Annotated in this window: 21 protein-coding genes and 1 tRNA gene; 20 read left to right on the forward strand and 2 right to left on the reverse strand. The window is 37.8% G+C overall.

Annotation, left to right across the window (positions count from 1 at the left end):
* Positions 1 to 387 precede the first annotated feature (387 nt).
* The 11 genes from L2567_RS17605 (at position 388) to def (ending at position 16,603) form a co-directional block, all read left to right on the forward strand.
* Entirely contained in the window at positions 388 to 5,496 is a 5,109-nt protein-coding gene (locus L2567_RS17605; protein WP_235299134.1) for a T9SS type A sorting domain-containing protein, read from the forward strand.
* A gap of 1 nt (position 5,497) precedes the next feature.
* Positions 5,498 to 7,528 (forward strand): T9SS type A sorting domain-containing protein, encoded by a 2,031-nt coding sequence (locus L2567_RS17610; RefSeq protein WP_235299135.1) that lies wholly within the window; start codon positions 5,498 to 5,500, stop codon positions 7,526 to 7,528.
* A 136-nt stretch (positions 7,529 to 7,664) separates the two neighbouring features.
* The gene (locus L2567_RS17615; protein WP_235299136.1) at positions 7,665 to 8,150 is read left to right on the forward strand and encodes a hypothetical protein; all 486 of its coding nucleotides are present in this window, start codon (positions 7,665 to 7,667) and stop codon (positions 8,148 to 8,150) included.
* A gap of 5 nt (positions 8,151 to 8,155) precedes the next feature.
* Entirely contained in the window at positions 8,156 to 9,670 is a 1,515-nt protein-coding gene (locus L2567_RS17620; protein ID WP_235299137.1) for a hypothetical protein, read from the forward strand.
* Between the two features lie 7 nt (positions 9,671 to 9,677).
* On the forward strand, positions 9,678 to 12,200 hold the full coding sequence (tssR, locus tag L2567_RS17625) for a type VI secretion system protein TssR domain-containing protein (protein WP_235299138.1): 2,523 nt from the start codon (positions 9,678 to 9,680) through the stop codon (positions 12,198 to 12,200).
* A 57-nt stretch (positions 12,201 to 12,257) separates the two neighbouring features.
* The gene (locus L2567_RS17630; protein ID WP_235299139.1) at positions 12,258 to 13,088 is read left to right on the forward strand and encodes an ABC transporter ATP-binding protein; all 831 of its coding nucleotides are present in this window, start codon (positions 12,258 to 12,260) and stop codon (positions 13,086 to 13,088) included.
* Entirely contained in the window at positions 13,088 to 14,608 is a 1,521-nt protein-coding gene (locus L2567_RS17635; protein ID WP_235299140.1) for an ABC transporter permease family protein, read from the forward strand. The genes L2567_RS17630 and L2567_RS17635 overlap by 1 nt, the downstream gene beginning before the upstream one ends.
* 11 nt (positions 14,609 to 14,619) lie before the next feature.
* The gene (locus L2567_RS17640) at positions 14,620 to 15,120 is read left to right on the forward strand and encodes a hypothetical protein (RefSeq protein WP_235299141.1); all 501 of its coding nucleotides are present in this window, start codon (positions 14,620 to 14,622) and stop codon (positions 15,118 to 15,120) included.
* 2 nt (positions 15,121 to 15,122) lie between these two features.
* On the forward strand, positions 15,123 to 15,608 hold the full coding sequence (locus L2567_RS17645; protein ID WP_235299142.1) for a hypothetical protein: 486 nt from the start codon (positions 15,123 to 15,125) through the stop codon (positions 15,606 to 15,608).
* Positions 15,609 to 15,635: 27 nt separating this feature from the next.
* Positions 15,636 to 16,046, forward strand: a complete 411-nt coding sequence (ruvX, locus tag L2567_RS17650) for a Holliday junction resolvase RuvX (protein ID WP_235299143.1) — start codon at positions 15,636 to 15,638, stop codon at positions 16,044 to 16,046.
* A complete protein-coding gene (def, locus tag L2567_RS17655) occupies positions 16,043 to 16,603 on the forward strand; it encodes a peptide deformylase (RefSeq protein WP_235299144.1) in 561 nt (186 codons plus the stop codon). Before ruvX ends, def begins: the two co-directional genes overlap by 4 nt.
* A 1-nt stretch (position 16,604) precedes the next feature.
* Here the strand turns inward: def and L2567_RS17660 are convergent, their stop codons facing one another.
* Positions 16,605 to 17,234, reverse strand: a complete 630-nt coding sequence (locus tag L2567_RS17660; protein WP_235299145.1) for a ribonuclease H1 domain-containing protein — start codon at positions 17,232 to 17,234, stop codon at positions 16,605 to 16,607.
* Between the two features lie 45 nt (positions 17,235 to 17,279).
* Between L2567_RS17660 and L2567_RS17665 the strand changes: the two genes are divergently transcribed.
* The 6 genes from L2567_RS17665 to L2567_RS17690 all read left to right on the forward strand — a co-directional run bounded on the left by L2567_RS17665 (position 17,280) and on the right by L2567_RS17690 (position 20,756).
* Positions 17,280 to 18,056, forward strand: a complete 777-nt coding sequence (locus tag L2567_RS17665) for a TatD family hydrolase (RefSeq protein ID WP_235299146.1) — start codon at positions 17,280 to 17,282, stop codon at positions 18,054 to 18,056.
* A 257-nt stretch (positions 18,057 to 18,313) separates the two neighbouring features.
* Positions 18,314 to 18,401: transfer RNA gene (locus tag L2567_RS17670), tRNA-Ser, on the forward strand.
* An 86-nt stretch (positions 18,402 to 18,487) separates the two neighbouring features.
* Positions 18,488 to 19,222 (forward strand): MotA/TolQ/ExbB proton channel family protein, encoded by a 735-nt coding sequence (locus tag L2567_RS17675; RefSeq protein WP_235299147.1) that lies wholly within the window; start codon positions 18,488 to 18,490, stop codon positions 19,220 to 19,222.
* A 19-nt stretch (positions 19,223 to 19,241) separates the two neighbouring features.
* A complete protein-coding gene (locus tag L2567_RS17680; RefSeq protein ID WP_235299148.1) occupies positions 19,242 to 19,718 on the forward strand; it encodes a hypothetical protein in 477 nt (158 codons plus the stop codon).
* Positions 19,719 to 19,723: 5 nt separating this feature from the next.
* Positions 19,724 to 20,263, forward strand: a complete 540-nt coding sequence (locus L2567_RS17685) for an ExbD/TolR family protein (protein ID WP_235299149.1) — start codon at positions 19,724 to 19,726, stop codon at positions 20,261 to 20,263.
* 25 nt (positions 20,264 to 20,288) lie between these two features.
* Positions 20,289 to 20,756, forward strand: coding sequence for an ExbD/TolR family protein (locus L2567_RS17690; protein WP_235299150.1), 468 nt, complete (start codon positions 20,289 to 20,291; stop codon positions 20,754 to 20,756).
* A 36-nt stretch (positions 20,757 to 20,792) separates the two neighbouring features.
* Here L2567_RS17690 and L2567_RS17695 read toward each other — a convergent pair whose 3' ends face one another.
* Positions 20,793 to 21,227: a DUF4293 domain-containing protein gene (locus L2567_RS17695; RefSeq protein ID WP_235299151.1), complete on the reverse strand. Its 435-nt coding sequence runs from the start codon at positions 21,225 to 21,227 to the stop codon at positions 20,793 to 20,795.
* A 60-nt stretch (positions 21,228 to 21,287) separates the two neighbouring features.
* Between L2567_RS17695 and L2567_RS17700 the strand changes: the two genes are divergently transcribed.
* The 3 genes from L2567_RS17700 to L2567_RS17710 are packed head-to-tail and all read left to right on the forward strand — an operon-like array spanning position 21,288 to position 25,007.
* The gene (locus L2567_RS17700; protein WP_235299152.1) at positions 21,288 to 22,427 is read left to right on the forward strand and encodes an NAD(P)/FAD-dependent oxidoreductase; all 1,140 of its coding nucleotides are present in this window, start codon (positions 21,288 to 21,290) and stop codon (positions 22,425 to 22,427) included.
* Positions 22,428 to 22,449: 22 nt separating this feature from the next.
* On the forward strand, positions 22,450 to 24,237 hold the full coding sequence (locus tag L2567_RS17705; RefSeq protein ID WP_235299153.1) for an OstA-like protein: 1,788 nt from the start codon (positions 22,450 to 22,452) through the stop codon (positions 24,235 to 24,237).
* Complete coding sequence (locus L2567_RS17710) at positions 24,234 to 25,007, forward strand: SH3 domain-containing protein (RefSeq protein ID WP_235299154.1); 774 nt, start codon at positions 24,234 to 24,236, stop codon at positions 25,005 to 25,007. The genes L2567_RS17705 and L2567_RS17710 overlap by 4 nt, the downstream gene beginning before the upstream one ends.
* Positions 25,008 to 25,047: the final 40 nt, after the last annotated feature.

Consider the following 25,047-nt stretch of genomic DNA (forward strand, 5'->3'; position numbering starts at 1 on the left):
TCGCATTATATAATGTTTTACGGTAGATCAGTTTCCTTATAAAGGACATTTGAAAGTTAACGGATATTGATGAAAAAACAGATGTTTTGAAGACCATTGATACAAAATGCTGCTACAAAAATCACAGAGCGATTAGTTAGTTGCTAACTTGGTAAAATAACATTTGAATCGAAGGCTTTATACTAGATGAGATAAGATTGCCAAGGTTTAATTTAAAGAAAAATTTGCTTAGATGTTAATAATGACATCGATTAGTGTATAAACTATTTTGTATTAAGTAAAAGATTAAAAAGTTATATATTAGATTTATAATTCATTGTAGAAATTTTCTATCAATGTTTGAAGGTCAGTAGTAACCCATTTTGACCTCAATAAAGTTTGAACCAAATGAAAATAATACCGCCTACTCAGGAATGCATAAGAATTGTACTTGCTCTCATTATCTGGATCTTGCCATTTTTTCTTGAGGCGCAATGTACTGATTGTCCTAATTCCGATGACCAGACATTATTGGGTTGCGACGATGATAATGACAATGATGCGGTCTTTGACCTTACAGAAGTCACCTTGAGCGATCCTGGAAATACGGCAGGATATTATGATAAATGTACGGGTAGTGGAAATTTAAATTCAAATGACACCATTAATAATCCCAGCAATTATACAGCGCAAGACGGTGATATTATATATGTCAGCGAATTTGATGGAAATACTTGCGTTCAGATTCTGAGGGTAAGATTGAATTTTAGTGACCTAAGCGTCTCTATATCTTCAAGTGCGCCAAGTGTTTGCCCCAATGGAACGGTCACAATTACTGCCACACCTTCAAATGAAGAAGGTGATGTAACCTATTCTTGGGCAGTTCCATCGGGTCAGTCAAACCCTGGCGATGTAAGTTCCTTTAGTGCTAGTAAGGATGGGGCTTATATTGTTTCAGTGACTGATGATGTATGTTCAGCAGAATCTTCGGCATTGAATATTATGGATGGCGACTTTGATATCAATTTGACCACAGAGAATGCCACTTGTGCAGGAGGTAGTGACGGAACGATTACGGTCACCATACCAGGTGGATCTGGTGATTATAAATTTGACCTTAGTAATGGAACTACCGTCACAGAAGAAAGTCCTTATACTTTTACTGGTCTGCCTACAGGTAATTATAATGTCACAGCGACTCAAATAGCAGCTCCCATGTGTTCTAAAACTTCGGGAACTTTTAATGTTGGTAACGGTAGAACGGTCACTATGACGTTAAATGGAACAGATCCAACAACGGTTGGAGGAACAGATGGTGAAATAGATGTAACAGTCAGTGGAGGAACCAGCACCTATGCATGGTCATGGACAAGAACTAATCCGCCGGGCTCTAGTAGTGGAGGAACTTCTAATTCAAGCAGTTTTACAATTGATAATCTTCTCGCTGGAGAATATACTGTCACCGTAATGGACGATTCAGATTCACCTCCGGGTTGCACCGTAGTGGAAGATGTGACCTTGAATAGTGTAGTTTGTACCATAGATGTTGGAGGTGCAATCCCGGTTTCTCCAGACTGTAGGAATGGTGATAACGGAAGTATAACAGTAGATGTGGATAATTTTATAGGAGCATATAACATTGAATGGTCAGGCCCCGAATCTGGAAACGATAATAATGAAACGGGGAGCACCTATACCATTAATAATTTGAGTCCGGGCACCTATTCAATTACAGTTACGGATGCGGCAAACTGCACAGATGATATCTCATCAGTTAATGTAGCCAACCCTCCATCCTTGACCTTCAGTGCATCACAATTACGAGCTTCTTGTGAAGGTGCAGATAATGGCGCCATAAGAGTAAGTAATATTTCAAATGGTGATTCTCCATATCAAATTAGTTGGAGTGGCCCAGATAATGGAACTTCTAATACTTCCTCCTCGACATTCGATATCATAAACCTTGAGGACGGTTCTTATAGTATCACGGTGACAGATGATAATGATTGTAGTGCCACTGCAAATAATGTAGTTGTAGGTGTTTTACCTGAGGTCAATGTAGATATTGTCGGAGATTTGATTTTCTGCGCGGAAGAAGGGTCTGGAAGTTTGAGTACGAGCCCTGGTGGGTTTTCAAGTTATGATTGGAGCACCGGTGCCAGTAGTTCTAGTATATCCATTCCCAATCCCGGTAATACGGATGATGTATATAGGGTGACTGTGACCGATAGCGATGGTTGTACGGGAAGTGATGTTGTACAAGTGGTTGCCTTAAATGCCATTTCTGTATCATTAAATAACGGGGCTTCAAAAACTTCAGTAACCTGTAGTAGTGATTGTGATGGCAGGATTGACATTAATGTTTCAGGCGGGAATGGCTCTTACACCTACTCATGGTCTGGACCTGGCAATCCACCTAATATCGCGGATATCAGTAATCTTTGTCCAGGGGAATACAATTTAACGGTTACGGATGGGGAGGGATGTATAGGTACTTTTAGTCGTACCATCACTGTTCCGGACGAAATTGAAGCTGTTGCTATTGCAACAGAGGTGACTTGCCACGGTGATAACGATGGAAGAATAGAGCTCAATGTACAAGGAGGAACAGCGCCTTATGACTATGATTGGTCATCGCCCATTACTCAAAACACTGCTACTGTAACAAACGTTTCAGCGGGTAATTACACGGTTACAATCACAGATGATAACAACTGTAGTATTACAGAATCAGTGACTGTAACAGAACCACAAGAGGTAATTGGTACGATAACACCCAACAACGCTGAGATTTGTATAGGTAAAGAAATAACGTTAAAAGCTGACGGTGGTACATCCTACCAATGGTCTGCAGGATTGGGCAACAGTGCGGAAGTAACTGTTTCACCAGGCGCAACGATAACATACAGCGTTACCGTTACAGACGCTAATACCAAAGGTTGTACGGATGTAGCTTCGAAAACTGTAACCGTAAATCCATTGCCCAATGTCAATATTAATATTTCTGAATCTTCAGGCAATGCGAATAACGATGGCACCATTTGCGAGGGGGACGAAATTACGCTTACAGCCACTGGTGGAACGTCTTATAATTGGACCGGCGGGAATCCAAATCCCTATAAATTTAGTCCAGACCCTGGAACTTCAACATATCGTGTTACTGTCACTGACAATAATGGATGTGTGAATACTGATTCAGAAGAAGTTACGGTCAATGTAAATCCTCAGGCCAATTTCGTATTTAACATGCCTACTCAGATTGTTGGTGATCCACAGAGGATTGTTAATCAGTCTGAAGCATTGTGCGGACAATTGGTCAGTTGTCAGTGGGTCATAGATGAAAATCCTAATCAGAGTGATTGTGAAGGTGTGAGTCCAACCTTTAATTCCCAGGGTAATAAAAATATTCTATTGACAGTTGAAAATTCCTGTGGCTGTACTGATCAATTTACTAATGTATTGGATATTGGTGCATCCAACCAATGCGCAATTGAAAACTTTACGATAAATGGTAATGAATTGATTGCTTGCGTTGATCAGGAAGTGCCATTTATTGCAGTGGATAGGGATGCTGGAGGAGAATGTATGATTACGAGTCGTGAATATCGTGTGTTCAGGAATGGGAATGAAATGACTTTAGGTAATCAGTTTCAAATACAGTCGGATCATTTCATATTTAAGGAGACAGGAGAGTTTGAAATAACCTACACTATCAACGATAATGTATGTGGTTGCATCAAATCTGCCGCAAGATTCTTAACCATTCTGCCACCTCCAGACATTGGTTTTGCCACAGATAACCCCTCTCAAGGCTGTAGTGGGCAAACACTAAATATCAAATTTGCGGACTTTGATGATAACGATCGGGTAGGTGTGGAGTTTGAAAATGGGGAGATTTTCTATTATGAAAATAATAATTTTGACTTTGCGCCTTCTGGAACAGGAATCACAACTTTAGAAATCATTTCAGTAGATATAGGTACTTGCGAAGTGCCTGTCAACAATGAAAAAATAGACATTAACATTCTACCCGAATTTAGAATTGTAGATGAAGTCATAGACGATGAATGTGACGAGAATCTAAAATTTACCTATGTAGTGGAGGTCGCTGGAGGCGATCCCAATGCGCCACTAACGGCAACAGGAATAGAGGGTGGCATTACTTCTGGAAATCGTTTTCAATTGAATAATTTAGATCCGGGAGTCCCTTATGATTTTACACTAACTAAAGGTAATACTTGTGACCCTATCGAAATCAGTATTTTTAAGGCACAATGCGATTGTTTCTTTGAGCCGGGTAGTCGGTTAGTCAGAGATCTGATAGGTTGCGAGGGTGCAGTGTTTGATATCTCTAATGTGTTTACTACAATGACGGATTCTTCGGAGTACGACCCCGAAATTGACACTTTCTTTTATGCACTTCACCTCAGTGGAGGAGATGGTCAGACTTTGGGTACTGTTCATAGAATTTTGCCAGCAAATACACAAACTTTAGATAGCGATTTTCCACTATTCGTTGCCGGTGTAAATTATAAACTTTCAGCTGTAGGGGTCAAAAAAGCTTCTCTTGAAGCCGGTGAAATTGTACTTGACCTTAGTAACCCTCTGCTTCTAAGTAATAAAGGAAGAAGCCAATGTTTCTCAGTAGTAGGAGGTACCAATGTTAAATGGGAGAAAGTTCCCACACCAGAAATAAGGACACTCGGAAATGTGACTTCTATATGTAAAAACGCTAATGATTTTGCAGTTTTCGTCGGCAACCCCACAGATGGTACTGATATTGAATTCTCAGTCATTGGCCTTGATAATAGCAATGTCAAGACTTATGGCTCGCAAGATACAGCATATATCTACTTCGAAGATAATGGTCAGGATTCTTTTCAAGTCGTAGTTAGGGAAAGTGCCGCATTCGATGGCAATAGTTTTTCGTGTGAAGGCAGAGATACCATAACACTTTACGTAAGAGATGATGCAGGAGCTCCACCTTTGAGTAAAATCATTCTTTGGCCAGGGAACATATTAGCCAGTACTGCAGATTCGACCACAACTTGTTTTGAGTGGCGATTGTACAGACAGGGTACTTTTTCCTCCATTTTAAGCACAGATAAGTATTTCTTCGCAGATAAAGATGCAGACATCATTAGTGGCAATGACATCTATTTTGTTGATACCTATTTTTGCGATAATCCTGATTGTGTAACCAGGGTGTTTTTTAATAATGATAGACCGCTTCCAGGACTTAATTATCAAGAACAAGAGACATATCAGTATTTAATTCACCCCAATCCAAATAACGGACTATTTGAAATAAGCCTGTTTAGCGAGGTAAATGGAAATTTTAGATTTGATCTGATAGACGTGACAGGTAATCCTATAATGAATAGAAGTGAAGCTGTGAATAGATCTAAAAATAAAATAGAATTTGACGTCAGAAATGTCCCAAAAGGAATTTATTTCCTGAGAATCGTTGACATGACTTCAAAAACATCTTCAATTGACAAAGTAGTAATTCATTAATATGAAATTTTTATCGCCTAAAATTATATTTATTACTCTTGTTTTAATGTCTGTGGGTCAATATGGCAAGACCTGTGAGATCGTAAGTTTTATTGCTCCGGAGCGCCTATGTCTAGATCGTGCGGGAAGTTTTCAGGGGAATGGGTTGAAAGAACCAGGTTGTGGATTGATGACTACTGAAAATATAGAAGTGGTTGCTGGGCCTGGCGATTTTCAAATCAGTTTCACTAATGATGAAAGAAATAGAGCAAATATTATTTTTGATCAGGTGGGTACATATACCATTAGATATACTTTCAAAGACGAGACCGATTGTAATAGTGATCCGTGTATTATAGAGAAAACAACGGAAGTATATTATCCTGAAGCTTTCTTTGTCGAGGATACCATCAATATATGTAGGGGTGAAACGATTGAAACGGCTATAAGCTTTGTTAATGCGGAAAACGCAAGTGTTGAAGGTCAAGGTTCCCTAAATGTTCCAAATTCAGGGAACAATATGGGAGTATATAGAACCTCTGCTCCTGTAAATCAAAGTTTAGTTTTGAAAATTACAAGAGCGCAAGATGGAACTTGTACCAATGAGGTGCTTCTCGATTCACTGGTTGTAAATGTCCTGGACATTCCAAAACTAACGGCCATAGACACGATATGTGATGATAAAAATGAAATGTATCGAGGTGTTTATAAAATCACAGGAGGGGACGGTATTTATACTTTACTTACACCCGAAATAGGGATTATTGACGGAGATATATTAACCACCAAATTTCTTCCCAGTTTACAGTCTTTTAATTACAGAATTGACAGTGGACCTACCTGTGGCGAGTTTCAGGGTTCTGCGACGGCCGAATGTAAGTGTACCGCAGCGGCTGGCTTGATGCAATCTGAAGAAGTGGAGGCATGTCAGGATGAAATTGTAGAAGTATTACATAATAAGTCATCAGTGGATAAGAGGCCAACGGATTCCATTTTGTACGTTTTACATAACAGCGATCAAAATGAAATTGGCGCTTTCTATGACGTCAGTTATGATCCGATTTTTACGCTACCAAGTGAGGAGTTAGTGGACTCTCAATTGTACATTTCTGCTGTAGTGGGACCATTTACCATTGAGAATTTTGCGATAAATGAAGTAGAATGTAAAGCGGTATCGGCAGGCACACCTGTGAGATGGTTTAGTAAAGATGAGTTTAAGATTAGTGGTCTCCTGGATGTCTGTGCTGGTGAAAAGAACAGAATGTACAAGGTGACATTAGATGCAAAATTAAAAGATAGGGATAATCTATTCTGGGAGACCAATGATGGCAGTGGATTTGTAATCGAGAGCCAATCAAAGGAGAGAGCGTATGTTACATTTCCAACTGCCAGTTCTTCTGGCAAACTGTACTATCAAATAGATCGGAAGATAAGTAATACTAAATTTTGCTCTTCAAGGGATAGTGTAGCAATCACCATTGATGGTACTGAAAGTGCTCCAGAAGCAGCAGATATTATCCTCTGGCCTGGAGATATATTTGCAAGTACATCTGATGGTCCTTGTTATCAGTGGGGATTTGTCGATCGATTTGCCAATTTCTCAGTTGAATTAGTAGGACAGAACAGCAAGTTTTTCTTTTCTCCGGAAGCCATTGGACAAGGAAAATTAACAGACAGAGCTTATTTCTGTGCGACATATGATACTCCAAATTGTGAGTTCTCCTTCAATAATTGCAACAGTATTACTTTCTATAATCAGAATACTTTGAATGGTTTGGTTGAGGGCACTCAAGATGACTTCGTTTTGGGTTTAAGTCCAAATCCCAATGATGGAAGAATGAGGTTGGATATTTTAGGCAATTATAAGGGAATTTATAAACTGGAGTTGTTTTCAGAGTTAGGTGAAAGGGTATCTAGTAAAGTAATTGATAAGACTTACGTCAGATCTATTACCGATTTAGATTTTAGTGATGTGCCCAAGGGAATATATTTTTTAAGAGTACAAAATGAATTAGGTCATACGCAAATCATCAAGACTGCGATAACCAGATAATCAAAGCGTGCTATATAAGGAGACAACTGTTTTAATATTATTGATGATTTGTTCATGTAGTGCATTGCAAACAAATCAAAAGATTTCGAAAGCGAAGTTTTTACCAAGTAGTAGTATTTATCTAAAGCATAAGAAAATGATAGCTGATTGCTTTAAATTATACATGGATTACTCTGATTTTATAGACTCCTCTTCATTTGTAACGGCTAGGAATGTTGAAGATTTTAAAAAGTTATTTATAGATAACGCAAGAGTTTGGAATGATTATCTATGGGATCCAAAACTGGAGTATGCTAATGTTTATGCGGATCAGGTTTACTACTATCACCGGATAAAGGGTCTGAAGGTAGAATACGATGAAGATGTTTTGGAGCAGCTCAGCAAGATTAACCTTGAAGAGATGCTCAAAGATATTGATGATGCAGAACCGAATGATATAACTTATAAATACGAATTTAATGCCCGAAAAGGCGTGTATTATATACTTAACAAAGAAAACAAAGTCATCTACTACAATGAACCCGTGGAGTATGACTTAAATTTTATATTTCATATATCAACTGAAGATCAAATGGCGAAAATAGCAGATATTCTTCCTATTGACTTTCAGAGTAAAAAGTAAAACTGATGAAAACATTTAAAGTTTTTTCCATCCTACTGCTTGCGTCACTGCTCAATACCACACTTTTTGGTCAAAGAACCATCAATGTTATTACCGACGGAGCTGCAGTTTCAGCAGATGTGGATGAGCAAACGAAGAACGAAATCATCGATGTAGTTCAGGAAGTTTTAAACAAATATTATAATATTGCTAGCTTCTGGAACGAGAATGCCGAAGAATTTGACGAAAATAAATACACCCAATTTATCGGAATGTTTTCTGGATCAGCACGTGTATATGATGATATAGCAGAGGAACCTACCAACATTGAGTATAGTGTATATGCAAATAATGTTTTCCAATACATGCAAGAGGAAGGTGTTCAGTTTTTACTCGAGAATGTCTATTTAAATAGTATAGAGAAAGATGAGGGCTTTTATGTCGCAGACCTTGACATGGACAAAATTGTTTATGTTGGTTTAGATAAGCAAAACTTTCCAGTCAAGTTTGGAGATGGCAAGAGATATACACTCAATGTAAAAATTGACATGCCAGACTACGACGTTAAGGATGCAAAGATTCAATCTATCACCGGAGAAGAGGCTGCTAAAAGGGTAAAGACAGCTGGTTACCTTTCGGGTAATTTTCATTATGGAATAGGCAGTTACGTAGAAGGACCTGTGAATAGTTTAGGACAAAGCTTTGGCGCGCTGACGAGTAAGGCTGCGAACACTCTTGGATTTCAATTATTATTCAGAAAAGCACTCAATCCGGCAGAAAAATTTTGGTTTCACATCGGCGTAGGAGGTCAGCAACATACCTTGAAAACCGGATATGGCAATTTCGATAATTCGGGTCTACCTGGCGAGCAAAGATCTCAGTCTGATTTTGAAGGGGCTTTTATGAATGGTGGCACGCCTACCCCTTACATTATCGAAAATGGTTCGGTTTTGCAGGGTAATGTCACCATTAACAACATAAATAATGCTCAAGAAATTTTTAATGTCATTACTGTCGATGTTCCTATTGGCGCAACGATAAGACTCAACAGAACCTTTAGCTCTAGAATATTCTTAGACGTCAGTGTAGTTCCAAGTTATAGCATCACCTCTTCAGGAACCACCAGTGGAAATCCTGAAGGTGTTTTTATTCCAAACAGTGAACATTTCCCTACGATTGAACAAATCCAAAATTCACCTAATGGACAAGAACGACTGGAAGAATACTCATTTGATGATGACGATTTTAGATACGAAGACAACGACTTGAGTTTAAGCCAAAATAGTTTTAATCTTGGTTTGCAATTATCTCCGACTTATATGTATGATATCAGTTTCAACTATGGAATTGAAGTAGGTTTTAATCTGTGGTATAATGTCTTATCTTTAGTGGGTTCTCAAAATTCGGAAAGAGGTTATCTAAGTTCTGATTACGCGAACAATTCTTTTGCTACAAAAACCAGTATATTAGAGGATTATTTTGAAGGGGTCAAGCCTTTTTATGGCAGTGTGAAGTTGGGATTTTTCTATAAAATTAATTAATAAGTACATGAAAACTATAAAATTCTTAACACTCGTAGTATTCATCTTTACCTTTCTGGGTGCTTCCAATGCACAGAAGTATTCACGCATAATGGGTAAGCCTGAAAAATTCGAAAGACCTATTGATTACGCAGCAGAAGCTGATCAAGAACGCTTCCAGAATGCAAGGGATAAATACAGTAAAGATCAGCCTTGGATCGTGGTTTCGGACCGTGATAATAATCCGACCTATGAGAAACCGGATGAAACCAGCCCTCAAAAGGAGACGCTAGGTTTTAAATCCTATTTCTATGTAGTCGATGAAAAAGAGGAATGGATTCACATTATTCAGGCCAGAACCAGTGGTTTAAAGGTGTCTAAAATGAACAAGGATTATGGGTGGGTACCTAAGGATAAAATGTTGCTTTGGACATCAGGTTTAGTAGATGAACAGACTAGAATTCACAAGAAAGCTTTCCTTCTTAACAAAGTAAAAGATATTGAAAGGATTCTGAGAGAAGATTCTAAAGATTTTGCCAAGATATACTCTGGGCCACTGACCAATAAAATTGCGGACAAAAAGACCATTTATGAGTTCTATTTCGTCTATAAGAAAGAAAACGACAGATACCTTTTGGGTAAAGAATCGCTTGTAAGTTCTTCAAGAGTTGAAAATGTTATAGTAGGGTGGGTGGATAGAAAAAAAGCGGCAGACTGGAATACAAGGATTGCTCTTGAACCTAATTTTGATCAATTAGCTTTTGAAGAAAGACAAAATAACCCGAATTTCAGAGTGGTGGGTTTTACAGATATTGGAGGAGCCGATGGTTATGCCAGGACTGGTTCTATTGTGGATGATAAAAAAGCTTGGGATAACGATCCTATTAAGATCAGCTCTAATAAATTGGCCAACTCAAATCCAAGGAGATTTAAAGGGTCTGTAGTTAGATTCCCCATGCTGAAAAATTATCCTAACTCCTTCATGTCAGGTGCCATCGGAGAAATACAGACCAAGTCCATGAAAGATGTTGTAAGTAGTGTAAGCGAAGTGGATTACTCTGGAATTGTAGAAGGGGTCAAGGAAAGTAGTACCTCCAGGGATAACTATAATATCTTCTTTTTAGTAGAGGGAACAAGACAGTTAGGCAAGTACAAGCAAGCTGTTATGAATTCACTTGAAAACTTGGAAAGAAACTTCGGAGACGAAGTCAATGTGCGATATGGTGCCGCAATTTATCGCGATACACCAGAGGAGAAAGTGGATAAGTTGTTTGAGATTCAACCTCTTGTTAACGATAAAGCAAAAGTTATTAATTTTTTAAATCAAGGTGAGTTCAATCAATGGCATGACAATGATGAATATACTGCCCTTTACTATGCGCTAAATGAGACATTACTAAAAGGGAATTTTAGTGACAATCATACCAATATCATTTTCCTGATTGGAAACAATGCAGACTATAAGTTTGATAGAGTAAGAAAACAATTGGCTGTTGAATCGAATGATAAAACCTACATTGAAACCGACCAGATATTGGATAATCTTGCCAAGATCAATGCGCATCTTGTTACAGTTCAGTGTATGAATCAGGGCAACAGATCATGTGCAAAGTATCCAAGTATGGGTGCGTCATTTATAGTTGAAGCTTCAAAGAAGCAGCATAGAGAGTATTCATCCATAACTGAGTATTTTCCGGGAGCTAAGATTGTAAATCCTTCAATGCCGGATATAGATGAAGGCAATAAGCTTGAGATGTCCGGTGGGCCCAATGTAGGAGTTCTCTTCAAGCCAGAACGCAATGCTGAGATATCAGAAAGAGAATTGCAGGAATTTATAGAAGAGACGATCGTAGAAGTTCAGGAATTTGTAGAGGATCACTGGGAGAAGATGGCCAACCTTACTTTCGATGGAGATGCTATGGATTTGGAGCAAAGTTCAGGTGTTTGGGAGCCAGCTATTGCAAGAGAAGTATATCGGTTGATTCAGAAGAGAAAAGAAAACAAGAGCTTCAGTGAAGAAGATTTGAAGAAGATCATTGATCAAAAGTATCACCTTTACCGTGAAATCTACTTGGCAAAAAATATTCGTGGTGCGAAGAATGATGCCATGTCCTATGTAATGTTTATGCCCAAGGAGGATCTGAAAGACTATATCCGTACTTTGAAGAAACTTGCACAGGCAAGTGATGGCTCGCCTGATCAACAGAGAGAAGCTCTATTCCTGACGTTTACTGAATTGTTAAAGCAATTTACCGGTAACGCTGGTATTTCAAGACGAGATGTGGAGCAAACTTCGGTTGATGAACTTCGTGCTATCATGCAGGGAATTGAAGGTGAAGGTCTAGTGATAGGAGAAGGTATGGGTTTTAAAATTGGAAACATTTTGTCACCGAGAAAAATGGGTGAAGCTGAACTTGAGAAATTAATACAAGACATTCTTGCCAAGCTTGAGGGTCTGGAAAGTATATACAGGCTGGGTGATAGATATGAATTCTCCTATTCTACTGCGGATAATACCTATTTTTGGATACCTGTAGAGTATACACTCTAAGTATTTATCTTTAGTAACCCGAGCCTAAAAAATCAAAACCAACTGAGAACTAACTTGATGCAAGAAGAGATAATCTATGATATCAGTAACCTGGAATGCCAATACATTCCAGGTACTACTGTCTTAAAAATACCAAACTTACAAATCCCCAAGGGAAAGCTTGTCTTTGTTCTCGGAGTCTCCGGAATCGGTAAGAGTACTTTCATTGAAACTTTGGGTCTTATGAATCGTACGATTCACGTGACAGAGGAAACTTCAGTCAAATTCAATAATGGAGGTGAGCTTGAAGAAATAAAGAACATATGGGAACGAGATAATCGATCGCTTTCCAAGTTTAGGAATGATCATTTTTCTTTTATTTTTCAGAATACTAATTTGATGCCCAACTTTAGCGCGGGTGAAAACATGTGCATTTCGATGCTTATTGAAGGTAAGAAATTATCAGATGTAAAGGAGAAAGTACTTGAGGTAATGGAAAAGCTAAATCTTGATGCAGAATTGTATGATCGGAAGATACAAGAACTCTCAGGTGGCCAAAGACAAAGGCTGGCTTTCGTAAGAGCAATCATAGCTGGATTTAATGTACTTTTTGGAGACGAACCAACCGGTAATCTTGATAGGGATACAGGCCATAAACTCATGCGTACCCTGAAATCAAATCTTTCAGAATATAACAGAACTGGTATCATCGTTTCTCATGATATAGATTTGGCGCTTTCTTTTGCAGATATCATTTTGTTGTTATCAAAAACGGGCGAAGGAGAGGAATTACATGGTACTTTTGATGATCAGTATTACCTAGTCAAGGAAGGTCAGGAATGGAAACGAAAGGATGGAAGTAAACTTGAAAATCCTCTTGAATTGATCAGCGAAATTCTGACAAAGTGATGAAGAAGCTACTTTCTGTTTTGCTGAATATAAGAGGAGACTTCCAAAATTTATTCATATTCAATGAATATGAAGAACTTACCGGAAAATCTCGTAGTGGCATTGTCACCTTGGTGGTTATTCTAACCATCACTTTCTTAGCCCTGGGATTCGCCATTGGAGGTATCAATTATCTTAAGGAAAAAATGGATGATCCATTTACCAATTGGGTCAACCTGGAAATTAAACAAGGTTATAGAGATAAGGTCAGTAAAATACAAACTGAACTAGCAGTAGATACCACCAAACAAAAATTCTTTCTCAATAATGTCGGCCAATACAATATTGAGTTTTTACCTTTTCTCAACTTTGACAATGGGGAGGAGTATAATTTAAGATTGAGAACACTTGAAATGGATGACAACCTTCTCAAGGAAATCTTAAGTGAAAAAAAAGGCAATGTCGTTACTGGATACACCTATAGCGGGGAGGGCGAAGTTGATATCGAACGATGTGGTCTGATCATCAAAGAATCAAGCTTGAGATCTCTGGGGTACGAAGATATAGAAGCGGTGAAAAGAATTCCCGTCAAAATCGAAAGTTTCGTTATTTATCCTGAAATTACAGCGGTTGTCCGTGAGCTTCCAAACCTTGTAGATTTGGTGGTTACTCCCCATTTTTATGTCCTTTTGAATGAGGCTTTTGAAACAACAAATTTCATCAACATTTCCTCTTCTAACAAGTTAGAAGTCATTTCAACCGAGCAGGATAAAGATAAACTTCAAAAAGATATAATGTCCAGCTTAATGAAATATCGACCAGCATCGACAGATGTAAGAGAAATAGAGTTGATTGAAGGGGAAACTCAGAACATTGTCACATTGTATTTTTCAGATTATTTTAAATATGAAATAAAGGATAGCATCGTCAGTGAATTAGAATCAAATTCTGATCTGGACTATACACGATATTCACCCTGGGAATGCAACACCTCCAGATTTTACAACATTTCAGATCCTTACTACCTCTCTTTTAATTTTGATCAGCTAGATAAAGTCAGAGACTTTAAGAATCATATGTGGGATAAGTATAGTGTAGAGATTAGTATGGATCAGGTAGAGCAAAAGGAGAATTTTGCTTTGGTTTCCAGATTAACAGGATTTATTTCTATCATCCTGTTTGGATTCAGTATTTTAAGTATCATATTTTACGTCAACTCGCTTTTGCGGACCCATCTTGAGAAGATAAAAATGAATTTAGGCACGCTAAAAGCCTTTGGCTTGAATAATAGTTTCCTGATAAATTCTTATCTTAAGATCATCGTTACATTCATTGGAATTTCAATTGTGATAGCTTTGATCATTTGCTCAGTCTGGGATTTAATCGAGGCTAGAATATTTGAAAATAGCTATTTTGATATATTCAATCTGAAAATTTTACTTGCAGTAGTTGTTATAGTTCTGACAGCTTTATTGACATCACAAAGAACAATTTCTAAAACATTGCTTAAAACACCAGGCGATCTTATTTATAATCGATAAATGCTAAGATTATGAAAACTTACATAACAAAATTCTTTTTATTGGTCTTGTTATTTGCGTCCTGCAAAACAGATCAAACTCAATCAAATGACGAAATTACTGAAGAGAAAGTAGAGGATCTTGCCGAAGATTTACTGGCCGAAGAATTGGCTGATGTGGATGGATTTGAAAGCGAATCCGCGCAAGGAGGAGGGGTAGGCAATGAGGTTGAAGTAAAGTTAGAGGAAGTATCGGTAGATCAGGAAAAACTGATTGAGCAGAAAAGAGAAATTCTAAAAGAGCAATTAAAAGAAAGTCCTAATCTTGGTAAAGATTGTGAGAGTATTCTTAAAGAATATGCAGAGCTTGTAGATAAGTATGTCAGCGGAGAAGACAAGGATGCAGTGATAAAGCGATTAGCAGAATGGGCGAATGACCCAATCTACAATAAGTGTAAAAAAGACGATGCGTATAAGGATCGATTTTATCAATTAGAAGAGAAGATGTACGCCGACGAGGAAGAAGAATTTTAAGTATGCGTCATGTTTTTGGATATACAGTAAAAGAATTCAACTTCACGGATAGAATTGAAGATTCTCTTAAATTGGATTATAGAATCTTAGCAAATACTTGTAATGAGATTGAAAGAACCGGTGATGTTGCAGTTTTTTACATAGCGATCATGAATAACAATTTTGGTCTTAAGTTAAGCAAGCTTACTAAGCAATTCGATCATCTGGCCGATGTAGAAATGTATTTTATCAATCCTGACTACTCAGATTTCAAATATTATATGAATATCATTGGCGCTAAAGTGACTGATATGGGAAGTCGCTTTACGATTCCTCCCGTTAAGAACGAGAGCCAGAGGAGGCAAATGAACTTATTTGCAGAAAAGGTAGGTAGAAGATGCCTTCACAGAATGATCACCATAAGGGAGAATAAAGTGCAGGAGGTCAAGAATAAGTATGCACATCCTTCTGGATTGGACTGGACCTACTATGGAATTATTCCTGATTAACAGAAGTTGATGGTTTAAAATGAAATTTTGGCACGAATACTAGCGATTGATTATGGTGCAAAGCGATGCGGTCTTGCAGTCACAGATTATTTGAAAATCAGCATCAACCCTCTCAAGGTTCTCGAGCCAGAAAAATTGGTGGAGTTTTTACAGGATTATGTGAAGAAAGAAAATGTTGATACCTTGATTATCGGTTGGCCTACGCATGCTGACGGCAAGGAAACCTATCTGGTTAAGGAAATAAAGAAATTTTTATCTACTTTCGCACAACTTTTTCCTAATATAAAAATTGAGAAAGTAGATGAATCGTTTAGTTCATCTGAAGCGAAGCAACTCATCTGGGATAGTGGCGTTCGAAAGAAAAAGAGAATGGAAAAAAGTCTGGTAGATCAGGTGAGTGCAATCTTATTAATTAAAAGATACTTAGATTCTTTATGATTTTGCCAATATATGGTTATGGATTTTCTGTGTTAAAGAAAGTTTGTGAGCCAATCAATAAAGATTATCCCCAATTAGATCAACTTATCGAAAATATGTGGGAAACCATGTATAGCGCCAGTGGAGTTGGTCTGGCCGCACCTCAAATTGGAGAAGATATACGACTTTTCATTGTGGATACCAAGCAATTGAATGAAGACGAGCATTCAGATGAAGGTATTAAAAAAGTTTTCATTAATGCTCAGATTGTAGCTGAAGCAGGAGAAGAGTGGGCCTATGAGGAAGGATGTCTCAGCATCCCATTCATTAGAGCGGATGTTTTTCGCCAGCCGGAAATTACCATTGAATACTATGATGAACACTTTGAAAAGCATGTAGAATCTCTAAGTGGAATTGATGCCAGAGTAGTACAACATGAGTATGACCATATCGATGGCGTACTATTTGTAGATCATCTCACGCCATTGAAGAAAAGAATGCTTAAAAGAAAATTAGAGGCCATTAGGAAAGGGAATATTGATCCTGAATACCGAATGAAATACGCGACAAGTAAATAATTTACTTTCGACCAAAATCAGCTGGAATTTCACCCCACTCCTTTGTTTCCCACTTTAATATTGTGTTTTGGTAATGATTTTGATGCAGCCAGGATAAGGCACGGTCTATCAATTGAAATATTACTTCGTTGTCTTTGTCTTTTTGGAGATTGGTCTTGACTTTCTTATTTCTTACCCATGCCATCGCTGTTCTGGAGTCTGAATAAATGATGCGATTACGGTCTCCCATTTTTTTGAGTAGTGCCAGAGCATGTACCAATGCTAAAAACTCGCCTATATTATTGGTACCTTTCTTAAATGGTCCTTGTCTAAAAATTTCCTCGCCGGTATCAGTAAGGACACCTCGATATTCCATCAAACCAGGATTGCCACTACAGGCAGCATCTACAGACCAGGTGTTTTTTGGTATGCCAATGTCAATAATCGATGGTTTTTTTTTCTTGACTCCGGAAGACGTGGTATGGTTAAAGTAGTCATCTTTGAAAGCTGCTCGAGCCTCTGCTTCACTCTTAAAAGCTTTATATTTCGCTCCTGGATATCCTTTTATTTGTGCCTGACACTCTGCCCATGTTTTATAGATGCCCGGTTCATTTCCCTGCCATACAACGTAGTATTTAGATTTTTTAGCCATTGAAAACTATGAATTTGCCTCAATATAGTAGTATTTTTGGCGCTTATGTTTATAGATACCCACGCACATTTATATTTAGATCAGTTCTCTGATGACATTGACATGGTTGTTGAATTATGTAAGGAAGAAGGAGTAGAACACATCTATCTGCCCAATGTCGATGCTGCTACTGTTGACTCTCTGCACGAATTAGTTGAGTCTTATCCTTCTATGATGCATCCAATGATGGGTGTGCATCCGTGTTCTATCAATGAGAACTATAGAAAGGAATTAGAGTTAGCTCTTCGATTGTTAGAACAGCGAGAATATGCAGGAATAGGAGAGATCGGAATAGACCTCTATTGGGATAAAACCTTTCACAAAGAGCAACAAGAGGCATTTCGCATCCAAATAGAATGGGCGAGAGATATGAATAAGCCTTTTGTAATACACTCTAGAGATTCTTTGGATGAAACCATTGATATTGTGAGCCATTTACAAGATGGTACATTGACGGGGATTTTCCACTGCTTTAACGGAAATGAAGAACAGGCTCGAAAAATTATCGATATTGGATTTTTACTAGGCATAGGTGGAGTTATAACTTTTAAGAATGCCGGAGTTAGGGAAGAGTTAGTAAATATAAGTATTAATCACATGGTCCTAGAAACAGATGCACCTTATTTAAGTCCTACCCCTTTCAGAGGCAAAAGAAATCAAAGTAATTACATCCCTATCATTGCTGAGCAATTGGCCGAAACCCTGGAAATAGAAGTGGAACAAGTAGAGAAGATCACTACTCAAAATGCCATAAATTTATTCAATACACCCATTCAGCTTTGAATTGCATCTATGTAATAGTAGAATGACTTAATCCAGCTTTTAAGTGGCTGTGATCGACATTGGAAATTAAATTTTGAAAGAAAGAGATTATTTGTAATATTGTGAATCATCCAAAAGGCCTAAACTATAGTAAAGACTATATCATTCTAGGAAAGGAAAATTACATTACGACATATTCTAATTTGTAATATTTTCATTGTCAAGGATATTATTGCTTTTTTAGGTACATGTGTGAAGACCAAAGGTCTGGAAAAGTAGGAGAGTTGGCCGAGTGGTCGAAGGCGCACGCCTGGAAAGTGTGTATACTCCAAAAGGGTATCGAGGGTTCGAATCCCTCACTCTCCGCAAAAAAAATTAGGGTATTCCTTTTTATTTTCTAATTTTAGAGTCTATTTAATTAAGTTACGTTAAACCAATAAAAGATTAAGATTATGCGCAAATTATTTGTTCTATTAGCAGTTTTTACTCTCGCATCATACTTTGGTGCAGTGGAGATGGTTGCACAAGACGCTACTGGTGCTGCTGATGAAGCTGGAGTTCTACAAACATTGAAACAGTACTTCATAGAAGGGGGCTGGGGTTTTATGACCTTTGTACTTGTTTGTCTAATATTAGGATTAGCATTTTGTATTGAAAGAATTATAACCTTGAACCTAGCGACCACCAACACTGATAAACTTTTAGCAAATATTGATGAAAGATTAGCCGATAATGATATCGAAGGCGCTAAGGAATTGTGTAGATCTACACCTGGCCCTACAGCTAGCGTACTACATGAGGGCTTGAAGAACATCGATGGAGGACCTGTTGCAGTTGAAAAAGCAATTGTATCTTATGGTGCGGTTCAAATGGGCTTATTAGAGAAAGGCCTGGTTTGGATTTCATTATTTATAGCCATTGCTCCGATGTTAGGATTCATGGGTACGGTTATCGGTATGATTAAAGCATTCGATAGAATTGCAGAAGTAGGGGATTTATCTCCGGCTGTTGTTGCAGGTGGTATTAAGGTAGCCCTATTGACAACTGTATTTGGACTTATTGTGGCAATTATTCTTCAGGTTTTCTATAATTACATTGTTTCAAAAATCGATAGTATCACCACTAAGATGGAAGCTGCATCACTAGCAATTATTGATGTGATGGACAAGAACAATGTTTTTAAATAATCTAAAGAAGTAATTCATTATGTATAAATTTTTAATAAGTAAAGGTCAAACATTGGCTTTTGTATTGGGAGCAGGACTTTCCATACTCTTTGCTGTCCTTATTTACCTGGGTGTAAAGGACAGGAGTTTGGCAGAAATGTCTATTGACTCCCTTAAAGAGACCACGATCTTTGACTTCGGTATAAAAGCAGCATTGGCACTGATAGGACTTGCCATTTTAGCACTGCTTATTTTTGGAATCATAAGCTTATTTACCAATTTCAAAGGAGCGATAAAGCTTCTCATTGGCCTGGCGATCATAGTAGGTTTGTTCTTTTTGTTTTACACCATCAGTGTTCCAGAAGAATCAGGCATACTAGCTAGACTTGCTGACGAATTTGCAATTACCGACAACATCAGTAAGTTTATCTCAGCTGGGATTAAGACCACCCTGACCTTGTTAGGTTTGGCGTTGGTGATCTGGCTTTTTTCGGAATTGCGTAACGCTTTAAAATAATTATTATGGCTAGAAGAAAACCACCTGAAATCAATGCAAGCTCAATGGCTGATATAGCCTTCTTGCTTTTGATTTTTTTCCTGGTAACTACGACAATTGTAGAAGATAAAGGAGTATTGGTGCGACTTCCGCCTTGGTCTGATGAGCCTCCTGAAAATTTAAAAATGAATACCAGGAACGTTTATTCTGTGTTGGTCAATGCTGAAAATCAGTTATTGGTGAGAGGGGAGCCTGCATCTTTGGAAACGCTTAAGGAGAATACCAAAATATTTATTTCTAATCCTCAGAGATTAGAGAATATGGCGGAGGATCCAAAGAAAGCGATTGTATCACTTCGAAATGATAGGGGGACGAACTATGAAACCTATCTTACGGTGTACAATGAGCTAAAAGCAGCTTATAATGAGCTGAGGGATGAAATGGCAAACCGACGACACGGTAAAGACTTTGAATTCCTGACTCGCGATCAGCAAAGAGTGATCGCCAGCGAATTACCGCTGGTCATATCCGAAGCTGAACCAACGAATTTCGGAGAAGAACAATAATTTTTAATTTTTAAAACTCATTATTATGGGAATGTTTAGCAGCAAGAAAGGAAAGGAAATGCCAGCCATTTCAACGGCTTCACTACCTGATATTATATTCATGCTTCTATTCTTTTTTATGGTGGTTACAGTCTTAAGAGATGCAGAACTTAAAGTGAGTGTAAATACTCCTTCCGCATCAGAGTTAACAAAGCTTGAGAAAAAATCTCTTGTTAACTACATATATGTGGGTAGACCCATGAAGAAATGGCAAGCTACCTATGGTACTAGCCCTCAAATTCAGCTTGGGGACAAATTTGCGTCTGTAGAAGAAATTCCATTATTTTTGGAAAATCACAAAATTACTGTGCCAGAGGTGCAAAGACCAGGTATCACTACTTCTTTGAAAGTGGATGGTACTGTAACGATGGGAATTGTCACTGATGTAAAAACCGCCTTGAGGAAGGCTAATCAATTGAAAGTCAATTATTCGGCAAAGCCGAAAAGTGATTAAATAATAAGCCCGATGTTACGCATCGGGCTTTTTTATTTATCTTAATCTATCCATCGACTTTACTAGTTTCTCATCTTTCCCGATATAGCGGTTGGCGAAAAGAACAAAGAAGATGGCTAAAAGAGGTAAACCCAATCCTAGCCTTTCATCAATATTGGAAGTCAATTCAGACTCCGTGTCCTGTACTACTAACCAGATGGCGACAATAATAAATAGTATGGCCAATGTGAGTGTACCATACCCCAACTTTTTTTGAAGTGGTCTGTTCTTGAAAAGAAAAATTGCAATCAAAGCTAGAACACCTCCAATGCACGTCACACCTATTAAGATGGGATTATCGAAGATGTTGTATACCCTATCAGCAAATAAACCTGCCATAGCAGTTTCACTGGTCGCTAACGGCAGTCCGAAAAGACCAAAAAAACATGCTGAAGCAAGAAATAAAAATATAGTCTGTATCCTCTGAATCATAACTTAAATTTTAATAGGTTGCAAAAATAATTAAACTTAGGTTATTCAAATTACGAAGCCATGGCTTTTAATTACAGTTATTGGGAAAGACAGACATTTGTGAAGAATGTTGACTACTTAATCATAGGAGGAGGACTGGTAGGAATCAACACGGCCATATCGTTGAAAGTAATGGCTCCTGATTCAGAGGTGATGGTTGTGGAAAGCCACGCCATTCCTATCGGCGCAAGTACAAGAAACGCGGGTTTTGCGTGCTTTGGGAGTGTTACAGAACTATTAGACGATATTGAGCAACGATCTGTCGACGAAACCATGAGCCTTTTAAAAGATCGATACACTGGACTCCAGTTCCTCAGAGAAAGGGTCGGAGATCAGTCTTTAAGTTATCAACCGGTGGGAGGCTATGAAGTCTTTGATCACGATGTAGACGTTAAAAAGCTTTATGGTGATCAAATACAATACTTGAATAAGATTATAAATGATCATATCAATCTCAAAAAAACATTTGAAATGGTAAAGTCACCTGTTCAATTTAAATCCTTGAATAAGTGGGCTATATATAATCAATATGAAGGATGTCTGCATCCAGGACAGATGATGCAACACTTATATCAAATGGCTTACAAGTTGGGAGTGAAAATAATGACAGGGACTAAAATCGTGGAATTTAAAGAAGTAAGTGAAGGGTTAGAAGTAAGATTCGCTAATCATACATTATATACTAGAAAGCTTGCCATTTGTACCAATGGTTTTACTAACGACCTGGAAGATATACCAAACCTACAACCTGCAAGAAATCAGATCTACGTTACTCAAGAAATTCCCTGGCTTGTTTTACGGTCATGCTTTCACTACGATAGAGGTTATGTTTATTTTAGAAATGTGGATAACAGAATTCTAATAGGAGGAGGCAGAAATATTGATAAGGATACTGAAACCACTTCGTCGTTTAATACTACAGATAAAATTAAAAATTATCTTTCCCATTTCCTATTGGAGAAAATTGGGATCTCCAGTGAAATCAGAATAGACTACGCATGGTCCGGTATAATGGGAGTGGGAACGTCTAAAACTCCAATACTGGAAAAGCGAGGCGAGAATATTATATTTGCTGTCCGTTTAGGAGGAATGGGTATAGCATTAGGAGCCCGATTGGGTGACCAAGCTGCTAAATTAATGTTAAGTAACACTATACCATAGGATCTTAATCGTTCATGTATTTATGAGGATATTTTTTCTTCTATGTAGCTTTGTAATCCCACTTTGCTTAAACGCTCAAGTGGGTGGCGGTACTTCTGTTGATACGACTAAAAGTTCGCGTATAATTGTGGAGTTGGCTGATAATTTCAGATTCGTAAACACGGAGAATGAAGGTATTAAATATCTGAACGGAAATGTTAGAATGTATCAGGATAGCACGTTCATGTATTGCGATACTGCCATTCTAAGAGGTAATCAATTGACAGCCTATGGAAACGTCGTCATCATACAGAACGATACTGTTAATGTCTTTGCAGACTCTCTCATCTATAATGGTAACCAGAAAATTGCGACTTTATATAACAATGTAATCCTGCAAAGTAAAACCAGAGAGTTGTTTTCTGACTACCTTATATATGATATGAATACAAAAATAGGTAGCTATACACAAGGTGCACTACTGAAGAATGAAGGAAAAGAAATCAAGAGTTTGCAAGGCAAGTACTTTGTCAATGAAGAAACCGTTCGTTTTTATCAAAATGTCACAGTAACCGCCGATGATTTCAAACTTTGGACTGATTCATTAGAGTATGACAGCGAGGAGGATGTCACTTATTTTTTAGGTCCGACACGAATTAATCAAGACAGTGCCAGAATCTATTGTGAGGACGGTTATTATGACCTCACTAATGAAATTGCTGAGTTTAGAGAGAATGCTCAGTACATCCAGGGAAATAAGATAGCGACAGGTCAGTTGATTAAATATGATGCTGGACAAAAACTAGTGGTCCTCGCTGGCAATGCAAAATACGAGGAGGATGATGTATTGGCAAAAGGCGACACGATCAAATACTATGAGATTACGGAAGATACTAGACTTATTGGCAATGCATCCTATAAAGACAAAGAGCGAAGTGTAGTCGGTGAATTCATTGAATATAATGCTAAGTCGGAGTCTTTTTCTAGTGAAGGAAGGTCCACTATTGTGGATTCGACTACTGTTTTGACAGCTAATCAGATCAATTTTTCACAAGAAAGTGATTTTGGAATTGCAAGAGGTTCAGTTGAACTTGTAGATACTGCTTCCAAAACTACCATTTACAGTGAAATTATGGAGTATAAAAAAGATGAGAATTATTCCAAAGCATACAATGATGACGGCAGTAGACCGATGATGCAATCGCTTATCGAAGGAGACAGTATGTTTATGAAAGCCGACACATTGATCAGCTATGAGCTAGGTGATTCAACTCAAAAGAAGTCTATATTAAATGCTTTTCACGATGTAAAAATTTATAAATCAAACTTCCAGGCCATGTGTGACTCGATGAGTTATAATACGACAGATAGTATCTTGTCCATGTATTATGATCCTGTGATTTGGTCTGATTCTTCGCAATTTACTGCAGATACGATCGATATCTACTTGAAAAACGAGCAAATTTATAAAGTGGAATTAAAGAATAAAGCTTTTATTATTAATACAGAGGATTCCATATTTTACAATCAAATCAAAGGAAAGTTGGTGGAAGTCTTTTTTGAAAATGGAGCGATCGATTCTATGAGTGTAACTGGTAATGCAGAGTCAGTTTACTTCATGTTGGATGAAAATAACGCCTATATTGGAATGAATAAGTCTGTCTGTTCTAAAATGAGCTTTACGTTCGAAGAGAGTGATCTAAAAGATATTTTCTTTTATCTGGATGTCAATTCAAATCTTATTCCAATGAAGGATGTTAATCCATCAGACACCTTAGACGGGTTTAACTGGCAACCTAAGATTAGACCTAAAAATAAGAATGCATTATGATTCGCAGTATTATCTTCGTTTTTGCTTGCATGACCACTGTTTTATTAGGCGGCCAATCTCTGGAAGATATTGATCCAAAAGCGACGTTTAATCAAGCCAATCGGTATTTTGATGGAGGAAACTACGAAAAGGCTATTGAACAATATCTAAGACTGAATGAAGAATACGCTTCTGTAGCTCTTTTTCATAATATGGGACTGGCATATTTCTATAATGATGATTTGGGAAAGGCCATACTATATATGGAGAGAGCTAAAAGACTCGCACCTTTGAATAAAGATGTGCGTAAGAATCTAAAACTCCTCAATGAAAATGTGGATTCTGAAGTGCAAAATTTACCGCCTTTTTTTTTAAAGGCGTGGGCCAATAGTGTGGCTCGTTTCTTAAATCCAGGAACCTGGTTGGTCTTGCACCTTTTGTTTTTGTTTGGAGCAGTAGCATTCTTGTATTTTTATCTTTTAAAGGGTGTGGATTTTAATTTACACTTTTATTACATCAGAGGTACCATCATCGGTTTCATGATATTATCAATATTGAGTGGATTACTCGCATACCATGCTCAAAATCTTCGATACAATACCGACAATGCCGTGGTACTGGAAGATGATACACCTCTTCGTGCCGGAGCCGATTTGAATGCACAAGAAATTGGACAATTGAATCAGGGCGTAAAGGTAAGAGTTGAGGATCAAATCAATGACTTGCTCAAAGTAAAACTAGGTGACTATTCTGAAGGATGGGTGGCTTCTGTTGCAATAGAACGGATATAAGGTGATTGAGAAGCAAAAAAAAGAGCCACTGAATTTCAGA

Source organism: Portibacter marinus (assembly GCF_021533195.1).
GTDB lineage: Bacteria > Bacteroidota > Bacteroidia > Chitinophagales > Saprospiraceae > Portibacter > Portibacter marinus.